Consider the following 15,269-nt stretch of genomic DNA (forward strand, 5'->3'; position numbering starts at 1 on the left):
GATCTTTACGCAAGGTCTTAACGTAAAGTCTCGGCTAAACTGCTCGCGGAACGGAGCCCACATGAACGACCCGATCGTCGGCACCGCACGGCTGAAGCGCTACAACACCGGCCGGGTGCTCGATGAGCTGCGCGCCGGCGACGAGCCGGTGCGCATCGTCGAGATCGCGGAGCGCACCGGGCTCACCCGATCGACCGTCGCCACGATCATCGACGAGCTCGACGCAGACGGCTGGTTGCGTCGGCACGACCCGGTCGGTTCGCTCGGCCGCCCGGCGGCCAGGTTCACAGTCGCGTCGGAGCGCTTCCACGTGCTCGGCGTCGACATCGGCCTCCACCGCGTGGTCGCCGAGGTCGCCGACGCGGCGGGCACGGTGATCGCCGAGGCGAACGCCTCGCACGAGATGCGCGACGGGCGCGAACTGCTGCGCCTCGTGAACGTCACCGTCGATCGGGCGCTCGCGGACGCCGGGCTCGACCGCGCCGCCATCGCGGCCGTCGCGGTCGCGAGCGTCGGCATGATCGACCGCGCCGAGGGCCGCGTGCGCGTCATCCGCGGTATCGACGCCTGGACCGACCTCGACCTCACGCGAGAGCTCGGCCGGGGCTTCGACGTGGCCGTCGACCTCGACAACGACGCGAACCTCGCCGCGCTCGCCATGTCCGAGCTCGACGACTGCCCGCCCTCGTTCCTGACCGTGCAATGGGGCGAGCGCCTCGGCGCCGGCCTCGTGCTCGACGGACGGCTCTACCGCGGCACGCTCGGCGCAGCGGGCGAGATCGGCGCACTCATGGTCACCGACCCGTGGAGCGGCGACCGGGCCCCGCTCGAGGCCGTCGTCGGCGCCGAGCGCATCGACGAGGTCGCCCGGCTCGTTGCGGCGCGCGACCCCTTCACCCGGCTCGCGTCGGAACTCGGCCCCGAGGCCGCTGCCGCCCACGTGTTCGAGCGGGCGAACGACGGCGAGCGCGCGGCCACCGAGATCGTCGACCTGCTCGCCGACGTCGCCGCGCGGGCGCTCACGCCCATCCTGCTCGCACTCGACCTGCATCGCGTCTACGTCACGGGCGGCATCGCCCGTGGCGGCGACGTGCTGACGGCGGCGCTCGAACGGCGGCTGACTGCGCGCGGCGCCGAGCCGATCGACGTGCGGCTCTCGCCGTTCGCCGAGAACACGGTCGTGCGCGGCGCGGTCACGGCGGCGGTGCGGTCGGCGTGGGGTTCAGCGATCGACGGCGGCCTCATGCCGTCGGCGCGCCCGACGGGGCGGAGCTCGGTGCGCTGACTCGCCGAGAGGCCGATACGGTCAATCGGCGGATGCCGCGCCCGATGCCGACCGCCGAAGCGAGCGCCGCGCCTCGAGCGACGCGATCGACACGATCGCCGCCGTGACCGTGAGGGCGAGCGCTCCGATGGTCGATTGGGCGATCTGGCCCCGGGCCATGGCGTCCATCCTGGACATCTCCTCGGGGGTGGACCCGGGGCCGCTGCTCCCCATGTAATCCATCCCGGCCGTCATCCCATCGGAGATCATCGAGACGGCGGCCGGCACCGCGAGGAGGCCGACACCGGCGAGCAGCAGGAGTCCCCACCATGCAGCGGGTCGCGCGAACGTGCGCCCGCGCGGGGCGGGGAGATCGGTCAGGGACGCGGCGACCGCGGTCACGAGGACGATGCCGACGCCGCCCGCCATGAGGAGCGAGGGTGCGAGCGTCCAGCTGAGCGTCTGGATCATCTGGACGACCGCCGGATCCTCGGTCGGTACTGCGTAGCTCTGGGTGAACGAGGCGGCGGCCGTCCATGCGATCCACAGGCCGCTCACGGCGACCACGGCGCCGAACGCCCACCCCGCGCCGAGCCAGGCCCAGGTTCGAGCCGTGGCGCCCTGCGGCGGCGCGGCACCCGGCACGGGAACCGCGTCGACCGTGCCGTCGTCGTCGCCGTCGCCGTCGCCGTCATCGTCACCGCCGGACCCGTCGGCCCGATCGCCGTCGAGCACAGCCTCTGGCTCGGCGTCGAGCTCGAGCCCGGCGAACAGGTCGAGGTCATCCTCGCGAGCCGAATCGGGCGGAAGCTCGGCCGGTACATGCACGAGGGGAAGCTCGCGCGCGGCAGCGGGCCGGCGCTGCCCCGCGAGCGGCGGGTCGCTCGGTCCGGGTTCGTCGCCGGTCGAGCGAGTCGGCGCCGCGGCATCCGCCCCAGGCCCGTCGTACCCCCGCTGGAACCTCGCGTCGTAGCGCGGATCGATGCCCTCACGTGCCTCGGTCATCGTCGACCCCCTCCCGTGCGCGTGCGACGCCGTCAGGCGTCGTCGGGCTCGCCGCTCAAGAGCCCGCGCAGCCAGTCGCGGGCCTCGATGAAGATGCCGTCATCGTACTTCGAGTGGTACTCGATCTCACGCCGGTCGGCGCGGGGGTACGAGCCGAGGAAGATGACCTTCGGCGAGTAGCGGCGCAGGCCCAGGAGAGCGTCGGCGACGCGCTCGTCCTCGGCATGCCCCTCGAGGTCGATCACGAACCGGTAGCGGCCGAGCGCGTCGCCGATCGGGCGCGACTGGATGAGCGAGAGGTTGACCCCCCGCGTCGAGAACTGCTCGAGCATGTCGAGCAGCGCGCCGGGCTCGTCGTCGGGCAGCTCGACGATGAGGCTCGTCTTGTCGGCACCGGTCTTGGCCGGCAGCGTGCGCGACCGGCTGACCAGCACGAACCGGGTCACCGCGTTCGGGTTGTCGCCGATGTCGCGCGCCAGCACGTCGACGTCGAGGTGCTCGGTGATGCCGGGCGGCGCCACCGCCGCATCCGCCTGCGCCGAATCGAACAGGGATGCCGCGGCCTGCACGTTGCTCGTCGCCGGGATGTGACCGTGGTCGGGCAGCTCGCGCTCGAGCCAGCCGCGCGACTGCGCATAGGCGACCGGGTGCGCGTTGACGACGCGCACGTCGGCGAGCGCGGTGCCCGGGCGGGCGACGAGCACGAAGTTCACGGGCACGAGGTACTCGCCGACGATGCGGAGGCCGGGGACGGTCGCCAGGGCGTCCTGCGTGGCGCTCACGCCGCCGTCGATGGAGTTCTCGATCGCGATCATGGCGGCCACCGAGCGCCCCTCGACGACATCGGCGAGCGCCTCGCCGACGTTGTTCACCGGGCGCCAGTGCTTGCCCGCAGCCTCGGGCACCTGCTTCAACGCCGCCTCGGTGAACGTGCCGGCCGGCCCGAGGTACGAGTAGGTCTCGTCGGGGGGTGTCGCCGCGGCATCCGTCGTCATGCGCCAAGCCTAACGAGCGGTCCGCGACCCGACTGCGATACTGCGGACGTGGACACCAGGGCCCTGCCGACGGATGCGGAACGGCTGGTCGCGCTGCGCCGCATGAAGCGCGTGGCGACGAGCCTGCTCGTCGTGGCGGCCGTCGTGTTCGCGGTGTCGTTCGGGCTGCAGGACTCGATCGCCTGGATGGGCTTCGTGCGTGCCGCGGCCGAGGGCGCGATGGTCGGCGCGATCGCCGACTGGTTCGCGGTGACGGCGCTGTTCCGGCACCCCTTGGGCATCCCGATCCCCCACACGGCGATCATCCCGCGCCGCAAGGACGAGATCGGCGCGAGTCTCGGGGCCTTCGTCGAGCACGAGTTCCTCTCCGACGAGGTCGTGCTCGGCAAGCTGCGCTCGATCGGCGTCTCGCGGCGGCTCGGCGGCTGGCTCGCGGAGCCGGGCAACGCCGAGCGGGTCACGGCCGAGATCGCCGTCGCCGCGCGCGGCGTGCTCACGATGCTCGGTGACGACGACGTCGAGGACGTCATCGAGCGACTCGCCCGCCGGCACCTCTTCGAACCCGAGTGGGGTCCGGCGATCGGCCGGATCGGCGCGCAGCTCGTCGCCGCCGACCAGCAGCGCGCCGCCGTCGACGCGGTGCTCGAGCAGGCGTCATCCTGGCTGGAGGCGCACCCCGAGGCGTTCGGTCGCATGGTCTCCGACCGGCTGCCGCGCTGGATGCCGGGCTTCGTCGACCGCCTCGTCGACGACCGCGCGCACCGCGAGGTGCTCACGTTCGTGCAAGCGGTACGGGACGACGACGAGCACCCGCTGCGGCTCGCGATCGACCGCTACCTCGGCGAGCTCGCCGACGACCTGCAGCACGACCCGGCGATGATCGCCCGGGTCGAGCGGCTCAAGGCCGACCTGCTCGCGAGCCCGCGGGTGCGCGAGTTCGCCGGCGAGGCGTGGGGCGCGGTCAAGGCGACCCTGTTCGACGGACTCGCCGACCCCGCGAGCGAACTGCGCACCGGGCTGCGCACCGCGATCGTCGAGGTCGGCACCCGCCTCGCGACCGACGAGGCGCTCGCGGCGAAGGTCGACGACTGGCTCACCGACGCCGCGGCCTACGTCGTGCGCAACTACCGCCACGAGATCGCCGGCGTCATCACCGAGACGGTCGAGCGCTGGGACCCCCGCGAGACGACCGAGAAGCTCGAGCTGCAGGTCGGGCGCGACCTGCAGTTCATCCGCATCAACGGCACCGTCGTGGGTGCGCTCGCGGGGCTCGCGATCTATTCGGTCGCGACGGCCGTGCACGCGCTGGTGGGTTGAGGAGCGAGCGCAACGAGCGTCTCGAAACCCCCTCGAGGCATCCGGTTTCGAGACGGCGCTGGCGCGCCTCCTCAACCCACGGAAGACTGTTCGCATGCACGAGCGAGCGGGAACCCCGGCCATCGAGTCCGACCTCATCGACGTCGAAGCGCTCATCAGGGCGTACTACGAGCTGCAGCCCGACGCCTCGGTGCCCGAGCAGCGGGTCGTGTTCGGCACCTCGGGGCATCGCGGGTCGTCGCTCTCGACGAGCTTCAACGAGCACCACATCCTCGCGACGACCCAGGCCATCGTCGAGTACCGCGCCGCGCAGGGCATCACGGGGCCGCTCTTCATCGGCGCCGACACCCACGCGCTGAGCGCTCCCGCGCAGACGACCGCGCTCGACGTGCTCGTCGGCAACCAGGTGCGCGTGCTCGTCGACGAGTTCGACGACTACGTGCCGACGCCGGCGCTCTCGCACGCGATCCTCACCTGGAACAACGATCCCGCCAAGCGCGCCGAGGGCGAGGCCGACGGCATCGTCATCACGCCGTCGCACAACCCGCCGCAGGACGGCGGGTTCAAGTACAACCCGCCGCATGGCGGCCCGGCCGACAGCGACGCGACCGCGTGGATCGCGGCCCGCGCGAACGAGCTCATCGAGGGCGGCCTGCGCGGCGTGAACCAGGCCGAGCCGAGCGGCGTCGAGACGTACGACTTCCGCGGCGCGTACGTCGACGACCTCGCGAACGTCATCGACCTGGAGGCGATCAAGGGCAGCGGCATCCGCATCGGCGCCGACCCGCTCGGCGGGGCGTCGGTCAACTACTGGGCGGCGATCCGCGACCGCTACGGGCTCGACCTCACGGTCGTGAACGAGCGCGTCGACCCGACCTGGTCGTTCATGACGCTCGACTGGGACGGGAAGATCCGCATGGACCCGTCGAGCCGCAATGCGATGGCCTCGGTCGTCGCGAGGGCGGGCGAGTACGATCTGCTCACCGGCAACGACGCCGACGCCGACCGGCACGGCATCGTGACCCCCGACGGCGGGCTCATGAACCCGAACCACTACCTCGCGGTCGCGATCGAGTACCTGTTCGCGCACCGTCCGGGTTGGCGGTCGGATGCCGCGATCGGCAAGACGCTCGTCTCGAGCTCGATGATCGACCGCGTCGCCGCGTCGCTCGGCCGCCGGCTGTGGGAGGTGCCGGTCGGCTTCAAGTGGTTCGTGCCGGGCCTCGTCGACGGCTCGGTCGGCTTCGGCGGAGAAGAGAGCGCGGGGGCGTCGTTCCTGCGCTTCGACGGCACCGTGTGGACGACCGACAAGGACGGCATCCTGCTCTGCCTGCTGGCCGCCGAGATCCGCGCCGTGACCGGCAAGTCGCCGTCGGAGCTGTACGCCGACCTGGTGTCGCGCTTCGGCGACCCGGCATACGAGCGGGTGGATGCCGCGGCGAACGCCGCGCAGAAGGCCGCGCTCGGCCGCCTCGACGGTGACGCGATCACCGCGACCGAGCTCGCCGGCGAGCCGATCACCGCGAAGCTGTCGAAGGCGCCCGGCAACGACGCCTCGATCGGCGGGGTCAAGGTCGAGACGGCCGACGCGTGGTTCGCCGCCCGGCCGAGCGGAACCGAGGACGTCTACAAGATCTACGCCGAGTCGTTCAAGGGCCCCGAGCACCTGAAGCTCGTGCAGGCGGAGGCGAAGCGCATCGTCGACGGCGCGCTCGGCGGCTGATCCGCGGGAGCGGTCACTTCAACGAGAAGTACGTGACCGTGCCGCCGCCCGAGGCGAGTGCCTCGTCGACGTCCCAGTAGTCGGCGTCCTTCGTGTGACCGCCGACCCAGATGCGGGTCGTGCCGCCCGAGTGCTCGACGCGCGTGACGACGGCGGTGTGGTCGCGGTCGCCCGAGGCATCCCAGTCGAACTGGGCGATGTCGCCGACCTTGACGAGGCCGCGCTGGGAGTCGTCGAGCGGGGTCGCGCGATCGGGGCGTCCGAGCAGGTAGTCGCGCAGTGCGGTCGAGCTGCCCCAGCTGGGCGACATGGCGCCCGTGGCACGGTCGTAGTACCAGCCGTCGTCCATCTTCCAGCCGCGGGCGACGAGCGACTGGCTCGTGAAGTTCGCGCAGTCGACCCCGCTCAGCACGGTGTACTCGGCGGTGTTGTAGTCGCTCCAGTGCGCGAGCACGTAGCCGACCTGCGCATCGATGCGCGCGTCGGACGTGTAGTCGAGGGTGAGCACGGTCGGCACCTCGGTCGTCGATGCCGCGGTGATGCCGGCCAGGTCGCTCGTCGACGACGTCGGCACCTCGACGCCGGCCGCGACCGACGCGGCGGGCGTCTCGACGGGCACGGGGTTGCCCGCGGCGTCGGTGAAGCTCACCTCGGCGTCGCCGATCGACTGCGCCGAGGTCGCCGGAACGGTGAACGTCACGGTTCCCTCGTCGGCCGAGACGATCGGCGCGGCGACACCCGCGACCGTCACAGAGCCGACCTGGTCGAGGCCGTCGCCCGTGACCGAGACCTGCGTGCCGCCCGTGAACGGAACGGCGGCCGTCGAGAGGCCGCCCGTGATCGTCGGCCCGTCGTCGACCGCCGCTGCCGTCGAGACGATCTCGTCGCGGGCGGCGGCCGCCCGCGAGTCGGCCGCCGATGCGCCGGTCGCGTCCGACCGCGTCGCCCCGATCGCGGTGACGGCCGAGGCGGCGCCGTCGGGCGCGAACGCGGATGCGACCGCACCGAACGCGGTCACGCCGAGCAGCGCGGTCGTGGCGCCGAGCGCGACGAGCCGCCGGGCACCGCTCGACGGGCGCCGGTTACGTGCGTGGTCGGCGCGATGCCGCGGGTGATGCGACCCGGGCTCGTCGGATGCCGGGGCGGAGACGGGTCCGTGGGCATCGACGTCCGTGCGACGGGACTCCGGCGGGCCCGGGTTCGGGGGAACTGAACCCGGGCCCTGCGGAGTCCCGTCGTCGGGGGACGTCGTTTCGAGCGCTGCGACGCCACGGCCGGGCTTCGCGGCGACGAAGCCGCGACGCGCCCGTGCCGGGCGGGAGGGCTCGGCCGGATCGGGCTCGGCCGAGTCCTCCCGGGTGCCGGCCGGTTCCAGCGCTTCCGTCGTGTGCCCCAACGAGGCTCCCTCGCCCGTGCCGTCGACCAGGGCCTCCGCGCCTTCGGCGAGGAGTGCGGGGTCGATCGCGCCCGGCGCACGGAACGTCGTGCGTCGGCGCTGCGGCATGGGGGCAGGCGGGTTCTTGGAGATTCGTTTGAACACGGGGAAGGTGGTTCCGGTCGGCGTTTCGGGGGACACGAAACCTCACCACGCGATTTTGTGAGGAACCCTCCCAAACTCTGGGAGGAGGATGAGAGCGATCTCAGAGAACGCTGCGTCCCGCTCCCGCACGACGGCGGCGCAGCCGCGAACTCAGGCCGGGCGACGGCGAGCCGAGCGCACGCCCATGACGACGAGCGGCAGCAGCACGAGCATCGCCACGAGGCACACGCCGGCGAACCCGCCGAAGCCCAGCACGAACCCGCTCAGCGCTGCCGCGATCGCCGCCGCGAGGTTCATCGACGCGTCAGTCGCGCCCTGCAGCGGCACGCGGATCGACGGGTCGACCGCATCGGTCACGAGCGTCGAGCCGCCGATGAGCCCGCACGACCAGCCCAGCCCGAGCAGGCCGAGCGCGAGCGGCACGAGCAGCATGTCGTCGGCCGGCGCGAGGATGCCGATCAGCGTCGCGAGCGCGAGGATGCCGATGCCGATGAAGATCACGCGCTCCGACCCGATGCGGTCGGCGAGCCAGCCGACGAGCGGGCTCGCCCCGTACATGCCGAGGATGTGGATGCTGATCACGACGCCCACGAGCGACAGCGAGAGCCCGTGCGCCATCATGTGCACGGGCGTCATGACCATGACCCCGACCATGACCGTGTGCGAGCAGACGATCGCGAAGATCGCGAACAGCGCGCGCGGATTGCGCGACGCGATGCGCATGGCCTGCCACGATCCGATCCGCGCCGATGAACGGGATGCCCCGGCCGCGGCATCCCCGGCGAGGTGGCCGGCCGGCGGCAGTCGCAGCAGTGCCGCCACAAGCAGTGTCGAGAACGCGAAAGCCGCCCCCGAGAACAGGAACGGCCCGACGAGCGCGGGCAGTCCGATCGCCTGGCCGACCGTGTCGCCCAGGTCGGAGAGCAGGGGCCCCGCGACCGAGCCGAGCGTCGTCGCCCAGAGCACGAGCGACATCGAGCGCGCCTCGAAGCCGGGCGCGGCGACCTCGGTCGCCGCGAACCGCGCCTGCAGGCCGGCGGCCGTTCCGGCCCCGAACGCCATGAGCCCGAGGAACACGAGCGGCACGAATCCGCTGACCGCCGCGGCGATGACGAGCAGGGCGCCGAGGCATCCGAGCGCATAGCCGGTCGCGAGCGCGACGTGACGCCCGCGTCGCACGGCGAGCTTCGCGAGCGGGATGGCCGTGAGCGCCGCGCCGAGCACGCTCGACGACTGGGCGAAGCCGGCGAACGCGACAACGCCCGTCAGCTCGTCGACAAGGAGCGCGGCGACCGCGATGCCGGAGGCGACGCCGACGCCCGCGAGCAGCTGGTTGACGATGAGCACCGTGAGCGAGAGCCCGCGGTGCGGTACGGCGGGGACGGGCTGGGGCGCGGCCGGCGTCGGCGCGTCGGGCGAGCTCGCCGCCTCGGTCATTGCGCGGCGCCGCCGGGCACGCCGAAGAACTCCTCGAGGGTCGTGATGCCCCTCTCGTGCATCTCGGTCGCGAGCGGCACGCCGACGTAGCGGAAGTGCCACGACTCGTGCGGGTAGCCCGTGACCTCGACCTTATCGGCCGGGTAGCGCAGGATGAACCCGAACCGGTAGGCGTTGGCCCGCACCCACTCGCCCTCGGCGCTGTCGTCCATGCACTCGAACGTGCAGCCGCCCTCGGTGCCGATGTCCATCGCGAGGCCGGTCTGGTGCTCGGAGTGCCCCGGCGGCGCCGTCGTCGGGTCGCTGCCGTCGCCGTAGAGCTCGACCTGCGTGTCGTAGCTGCGGTAGGCGCTGTTCGAGGCCAGGTAGAAGTCGGCCTCGTCGGCCGCGGCGGCGAACATCGCGACGACCGCGTCGGACGCCTCCTGCCGCATCTCGGGCACCCAGGTGTGCGCGACGGGCACCTCGACGAGGTCGGCGGGCACGTAGTCCTGCGGGTTCAGCGGGCGCACCTGGTTGACGACGACCCAGATGCTCGCCGGGTCGTCGAGCGAATAGGCGGTCTTGTCGAAGGTGTCGACCGTCGCGGGCGGCGGAGCGGTCGGCGGTGCCGGTCGCGGGGTCGGGCTGTTCGAACCGGATGCCTCGGGGCCCGCGCCCGACGCACCCCCGGGGGTCGCTCCGGCGACCGCGCCGACAACGACCACGCTGATCGCCACGAGGACGGCGATGAGCACGAGCGCAACCGTCATGCGACGTCGCTGCACCTCGTCGCTGACGGCGGGGGGACCTTCGGGCTCTGGCACCCGTCGAGTCTACGCGGGGTCGCCGACCGTTCTCCGAGCGCCTGTGAGAGCGCTCTCTTGACATCTTTCAAATGGCGTCGTAGAGTCACCTCTCGAATATGTGAGAGCGCTCTCACAATCGGGTGAGAGCGCTCTCTGATTCCTGCATCATCATCCCCAATCGACCACGCACACAAAGGAGTGACCGTGAAGCTCTCACGACGCACCCGCGGCGCCGTCGCCATCGCCGGCGCGGCATCGATCGCCTTGCTCGCCACAGCCTGTTCCACCGGCGGCGGCGACACGACCGGCGACGGCGAGGACATCACCCTCACCGTCACCACGTTCGGCACCCAGGGCCTCGAGGGCCTGTACGAGCAGTACGAGGCCGACCACCCCGGCATCACCATCAAGGCCACGAACATCGACACGGGCGGCAACGCCCTCACCGACTGGCAGACCAAGCAGGCCGCCGGCGCCGGGCTCCCCGACGTGCAGGCCGTCGAGGAGGGCTGGCTCTCGAAGGTCATGCAGGTGAGCGACTCGTTCACCGACCTGCGCGACTACGGTGCCGACGACCTCAGCGACCAGTGGGTCGACTGGAAGGTGAAGCAGGCCACCGACGCCGACGGCCGCATCATCGGCTACGGCACCGACATCGGCCCCGAGGGCCTCTGCTACAACGGCAAGCTCTTCGAGGAGGCCGGCCTGCCGAGCGACCGCGAGGGCGTCGCAGCCCTGTTCGGCGGCGAGGATGCCTCGTGGGAGAAGTTCTTCGAGGTCGGCAAGGCCTACCACGACAAGACCGGCAAGGCGTTCTACGACCAGTCGGGCTTCGTCTGGAACTCGATGGTGAACCAGCTGCCCGAGGGCTACTACACCGCCGACGGCGAGCTCAACGTCGAGGGCAACAAGGAGCTCGAGGCGCGCTGGGCGCTGCTCGCGCAGGGCGCGGCCGACGGCCTCTCGTCGAACCAGACCCAGTGGGACTGGGGCGGCGGCAAGGCGTTCACCGACGGCTCGTTCGCGACCTTCGTCTGCCCGGGCTGGATGCTCGGCGTCGTGAAGGGCCAGGTCGAGGCCGCCGGCGGCGACGCCACCACGGGCTGGGACTTCGCCGACGTCTTCCCCGGCGGCGCGGCCAACTGGGGCGGTGCGTTCCTGACGGTGCCCACCACCTCGAAGCACCCGAAGGAGGCGGCCGAGCTCGCCGAGTACCTGACGAACGCGCAGTCGCAGGTCGCCGCGTTCCAGGCGGCCGGCACGTTCCCCTCGAACGTCGAGGCGCAGTCCGACGCGGGCGTGACCGGTGAGAGCGAGCTGACCGCGTTCTTCAACGACGCCCCGATCGGCGAGATCCTCGGCTCGCGTGCCGAGGGCGTCGTCGCCCAGTACAAGGGACCGGACGACTCGGTCATCCAGGAGCAGGTCTTCGGACCGTCGATCCAGGAGCTCGACTCGGGCAAGGCCGACGGCCCGACCGCGTGGCAGCACGCGCTCGACCTCCTCGACCAGCTGGTCCAGCAGTAGTCCGACCAGTGCGGTGAACGCGGGCCCTTCGGAACGAACCGCTCCGAAGGGCCCGCATCACGAGAGGAACCCCCAATGACTTCGACCATCACGCCGCCGACGGAGGCGGCATCCCCCACGCCGTCGGGCAGTGCGAAGCGCGACCGCGCCCGCACCGCACCCCGCACCCCGCTCACGACCCGGCAGCGGCTCAACCGCTGGGACGTGCGGTACTCGCCCTACCTCTACATCGCGCCGTTCTTCGTGCTGTTCGGACTCGTCGGACTCTTCCCGCTCGGCTACACCTTCGTGGTGTCGCTCAACGACTGGAACCTGCTCACCGGCCCCGGCGAGTGGATCGGCCTCCAGAACTTCACCGACGAGCTCACCGACCCGCTGTTCTGGAACTCGCTGTTCAACACGTTCAGCATCTTCCTGCTGTCGGCCGTGCCGCAGCTCATCGCCGCGATCGTCATCGCGGCGGTGCTCGACCAGAACATCCGCGCCAAGACCTTCTGGCGGCTGTCGGTCATCCTCCCCTACGTCGTGACGCCCGTCGCGGTCGCCCTCATCTTCAGCAACGTCTTCGGCGAGAAGTACGGGCTCATCAACAACCTGCTCACGACGCTCGGCGCCGATCCCGTGATGTGGAAGACCGAGACCCTGCCGAGCCACATCGCCATCGCGACCATGGTCAACTGGCGCTGGACGGGCTACAACGCCCTCATCCTGCTCGCCGCGATGCAGGCCGTGCCGAAGGACATCCACGAGGCCGCCGCGATCGACGGCGCCGGCGCCGTGCGACGCTTCTTCTCGGTCACGATCCCGAGCATCAAGCCCACGATCGTCTTCGTCGTCATCACGGCGACCATCGGCGGCCTGCAGATCTTCACCGAGCCCAAGCTCTTCAACGCGACGAGCTCGATCCCCGGCGGACCGCAACGGCAGTACCAGACGACCGTGCTGTACCTCTGGGACCTCGCGTTCAACCGGCAGGACTTCGGCAAGGCCTCCGCCGTCGCGTGGATCCTCTTCCTCATCATCGTCGCGATCGGCCTCGTGAACTTCTGGCTCTCGCGACGCATCGCCGGAGCCGAGGCGAAGAGTGCGAAGCGCCGCACCCGACGCCGGCTCGACGCCCATGCCGCGACTCGGGCCGGGGCATCCCTCGCCGCCGTGCCCGGAGCCGGGGGCGTGACCGGGGCCATGGTGGCCGAACCCACACTCGACGACGACAGCCTCGAGGAACCCAGCAGGGAGGACCGCGCATGACCGCCACGAAGGCCGTCGTCACGAGCGGCGCGACGGGCGGCCGCGGCCGCGGTCGCGACCTCGCCCCGTCACGGCACGACGCACCCCGCCGCCGAGCGCTCGGCATCGAGCGACGCCCCGGCTGGCTCACCTACACGCTGCTCGGCGTCTTCTTCGTCGCCGGCGCCTACCCGCTCTACTGGTCGTTCATCATCGGCTCGAGCGACAAGTCGGCGCTCACGAGCACCTGGCCGCCGCTGCTGCCTGGCGGCCAGTTCTGGACCAACGTCGGCGAGGTGCTCGACACGGTGCCGTTCTGGCTCGCGCTCGGCAACTCGATCATCGTCGCGAGCGTCATCACGCTCTCGGTCGTGAGCTTCTCGACGCTCGCCGGGTACGCCTTCGCGAAGCTGCGGTTCCGCGGCCGCGAGGGGCTCATGGTGTTCGTCATCGCGACGCTCGCGGTGCCGACCCAGCTCGGCATCATCCCGCTGTTCATGCTCATGAAGCAGTTCGGCTGGACGGGCACCCTCGGCGCCGTGATCGTGCCGACCCTCGTGACCGCGTTCGGCGTGTTCTTCATGCGGCAGTACCTGGTCGACGTCATCCCCGACGAACTCATCGAGGCGGCCCGCGTCGACGGGGCATCCATGATCAGCACCTTCTGGCACGTCGGCGTGCCGGCGGCCCGTCCCGCGATGGCGATCCTCGGCCTGTTCACCTTCATGACGGCGTGGACCGACTACCTCTGGCCGCTGCTCGTCGTGCCGCAGAACCCGACCCTGCAGGTGGCGCTCAGCCAGCTGCAGTCGGCGCGGTACGTCGACTACTCGGTCGTGCTCGCGGGCGCGGTGCTCGCGACGCTGCCGCTGCTGATTCTCTTCATCATCGCCGGCAAGCAACTCATTTCAGGGATCATGGCAGGAGCAGTCAAGGGATGACCATCGGAATTCGAGAGGACCTCTCCATGACCGACACGACGACGGATGCCGCGGGGCGGGCGTTCCCCGAGGCCTTCCTGTTCGGCGCGGCCACCGCGGCGTACCAGATCGAGGGCGCCGCCTTCGAAGACGGCCGCACCGCGTCGATCTGGGACGCATTCTGCCGGGTGCCGGGCGCCGTGGTGGGCGGCGACGACGGCGACGTCGCGTGCGACCACTACCATCGCATGCCGCAGGACGTCGCGCTCATGTGCGAGCTCGGCCTGCAGACGTACCGGTTCTCGACCTCGTGGGCGCGCGTGCGGCCCGACGGCGGCGCGGTGAACCCGGCCGGCGTCGACTTCTACTCGCGTCTCGTCGACGAGCTGCTCGAAGCCGGCATCAAGCCGTGGCTCACGCTCTACCACTGGGACCTGCCGCAGGCGCTCCAGGAGCGCGGCGGCTGGACGGTGCGCGAGACGGCCGACCGGTTCACCGAGTACGCACTGTCGATGCACGACGCGCTCGGCGACCGGGTGACCGCGTGGACGACCCTCAACGAGCCGTGGTGCGCCTCGTTCCTGTCATACACGGGCGGCGAGCACGCGCCCGGGCACCAGAGCATCGCCGAGGGGCTGCTCGCCTCGCATCACCTGCTGCTCGGCCACGGGCAGGTCGTGCGCGAGCTGCGGGCACGCGACGCCTCGCTCAGCCTGGGCATCACCCTCAACCACACCGTCGCCGACCCCGCCGACCCGACCGACCCGCGCGACCTCGATGCGGTGCGCCGGCTCGACGGGCAGTTCAACCGGTGGTTCCTCGACCCGCTGTTCCGCGGCAGCTACCCCGCCGACGTGGTCGAGGACATCAGGGCGGTGGATGCCGCGGCCGTCGAACGCTTCGAAGCCGCGGTCGCCCCCGGCGACCTCGAACTGATCTCGGCGCCGATCGACACGCTGGGCGTGAACTACTACCACGGCGACCTCGTGTCGGCGACCCCGCCCGCACCGGCCGACACGCCGGTCTCGAGCGGACCGGGCAACACCCGCCCGACGCGCAGCCCCTACCCGGCGGCCCACGACCTGCACAACGTCGAACGGGGCCTGCCGCGCACCGCGCAGAACTGGGAGGTGCAGCCCGAGGGCCTCACCCGGCTCCTCCGCCGCATCTGGGACGAGTACGCCTCGTCGGCCGGGGTGTCGCTCTACGTCACCGAGAACGGCGCCGCCTACGACGACGAGCTCTCGCTCGATCTCGAGGGCGTCGCACGGGTCGACGACGTCGACCGCGAACGGTTCGTCGTCGCGCACCTCGCGGCCGTGCTCGACGCGATCGAGCAGGGCGTGCCGGTCGAGGGCTACTTCTACTGGTCGCTGCTCGACAACTTCGAGTGGGCCTGGGGCTACGCGAAGCGGTTCGGCATCGTGCGCGTCGACTACGAGACCCAGGAGCGCACCGTCAAGCGCAGCGGGCACGCGTATGCCCGCGTCATCCGAGACCGTTCACTGTGACCTGCCTAGACT

Annotated in this window: 11 protein-coding genes and 2 pseudogenes; 7 read left to right on the forward strand and 6 right to left on the reverse strand. The window is 71.4% G+C overall.

Annotated elements, in window-relative coordinates; all coding sequences use genetic code 11:
* The first annotated feature begins 61 nt into the window (after positions 1-61).
* Positions 62-1,285 (forward strand): ROK family transcriptional regulator, encoded by a 1,224-nt coding sequence (locus MUN74_RS07400; protein WP_244855794.1) that lies wholly within the window; start codon positions 62-64, stop codon positions 1,283-1,285.
* A 21-nt stretch (positions 1,286-1,306) separates the two neighbouring features.
* Here the strand turns inward: MUN74_RS07400 and MUN74_RS07405 are convergent, their stop codons facing one another.
* Together MUN74_RS07405 and pheA are read right to left on the reverse strand one after the other, a co-directional pair.
* Entirely contained in the window at positions 1,307-2,269 is a 963-nt protein-coding gene (locus MUN74_RS07405; RefSeq protein ID WP_244855795.1) for a hypothetical protein, read from the reverse strand.
* Between the two features lie 32 nt (positions 2,270-2,301).
* The gene (gene pheA, locus MUN74_RS07410) at positions 2,302-3,264 is read right to left on the reverse strand and encodes a prephenate dehydratase (protein ID WP_244855796.1); all 963 of its coding nucleotides are present in this window, start codon (positions 3,262-3,264) and stop codon (positions 2,302-2,304) included.
* 48 nt (positions 3,265-3,312) lie between these two features.
* Between pheA and MUN74_RS07415 the strand changes: the two genes are divergently transcribed.
* Together MUN74_RS07415 and pgm are read left to right on the forward strand one after the other, a co-directional pair.
* Positions 3,313-4,581 (forward strand): DUF445 domain-containing protein, encoded by a 1,269-nt coding sequence (locus MUN74_RS07415; protein ID WP_244855797.1) that lies wholly within the window; start codon positions 3,313-3,315, stop codon positions 4,579-4,581.
* Between the two features lie 94 nt (positions 4,582-4,675).
* Positions 4,676-6,304 carry a phosphoglucomutase (alpha-D-glucose-1,6-bisphosphate-dependent) gene (gene pgm / locus MUN74_RS07420; RefSeq protein WP_244855798.1) on the forward strand — a complete coding sequence of 543 codons (1,629 nt, stop codon included), beginning with the start codon at positions 4,676-4,678 and terminating at the stop codon, positions 6,302-6,304.
* 13 nt (positions 6,305-6,317) lie between these two features.
* Here the strand turns inward: pgm and MUN74_RS07425 are convergent, their stop codons facing one another.
* The 4 genes and pseudogenes from MUN74_RS07425 to MUN74_RS07435 form a co-directional block, all read right to left on the reverse strand.
* Positions 6,318-7,808, reverse strand: a complete 1,491-nt coding sequence (locus MUN74_RS07425) for an amidase domain-containing protein (protein WP_244855802.1) — start codon at positions 7,806-7,808, stop codon at positions 6,318-6,320.
* A gap of 186 nt (positions 7,809-7,994) precedes the next feature.
* Positions 7,995-9,281, reverse strand: a complete 1,287-nt coding sequence (locus MUN74_RS07430) for an MFS transporter (RefSeq protein WP_244855803.1) — start codon at positions 9,279-9,281, stop codon at positions 7,995-7,997.
* A gap of 74 nt (positions 9,282-9,355) precedes the next feature.
* Positions 9,356-9,445, reverse strand: a pseudogene (locus MUN74_RS19310) (D-alanyl-D-alanine carboxypeptidase family protein); the annotation flags it as partial.
* A pseudogene (locus MUN74_RS07435) lies at positions 9,422-10,033 on the reverse strand (M15 family metallopeptidase); the annotation flags it as partial. The pseudogenes MUN74_RS19310 and MUN74_RS07435, both read right to left, overlap by 24 nt.
* A gap of 240 nt (positions 10,034-10,273) precedes the next feature.
* Here MUN74_RS07435 and MUN74_RS07440 point away from each other — a divergent pair.
* The 4 genes from MUN74_RS07440 (at position 10,274) to MUN74_RS07455 (ending at position 15,257) form a co-directional block, all read left to right on the forward strand.
* Positions 10,274-11,596: an ABC transporter substrate-binding protein gene (locus MUN74_RS07440; protein WP_244855805.1), complete on the forward strand. Its 1,323-nt coding sequence runs from the start codon at positions 10,274-10,276 to the stop codon at positions 11,594-11,596.
* A 75-nt stretch (positions 11,597-11,671) separates the two neighbouring features.
* Complete coding sequence (locus MUN74_RS07445; protein WP_244855806.1) at positions 11,672-12,847, forward strand: carbohydrate ABC transporter permease; 1,176 nt, start codon at positions 11,672-11,674, stop codon at positions 12,845-12,847.
* Entirely contained in the window at positions 12,844-13,767 is a 924-nt protein-coding gene (locus MUN74_RS07450) for a carbohydrate ABC transporter permease (protein ID WP_244855808.1), read from the forward strand. The genes MUN74_RS07445 and MUN74_RS07450 overlap by 4 nt, the downstream gene beginning before the upstream one ends.
* 26 nt (positions 13,768-13,793) lie before the next feature.
* Positions 13,794-15,257: a GH1 family beta-glucosidase gene (locus MUN74_RS07455; RefSeq protein WP_244855810.1), complete on the forward strand. Its 1,464-nt coding sequence runs from the start codon at positions 13,794-13,796 to the stop codon at positions 15,255-15,257.
* The last annotated feature ends 12 nt before the right edge of the window (positions 15,258-15,269 follow it).

Origin of the sequence: Agromyces sp. H17E-10, from assembly GCF_022919715.1 — a bacterium.
Taxonomy (GTDB): Bacteria; Actinomycetota; Actinomycetes; order Actinomycetales; family Microbacteriaceae; genus Agromyces.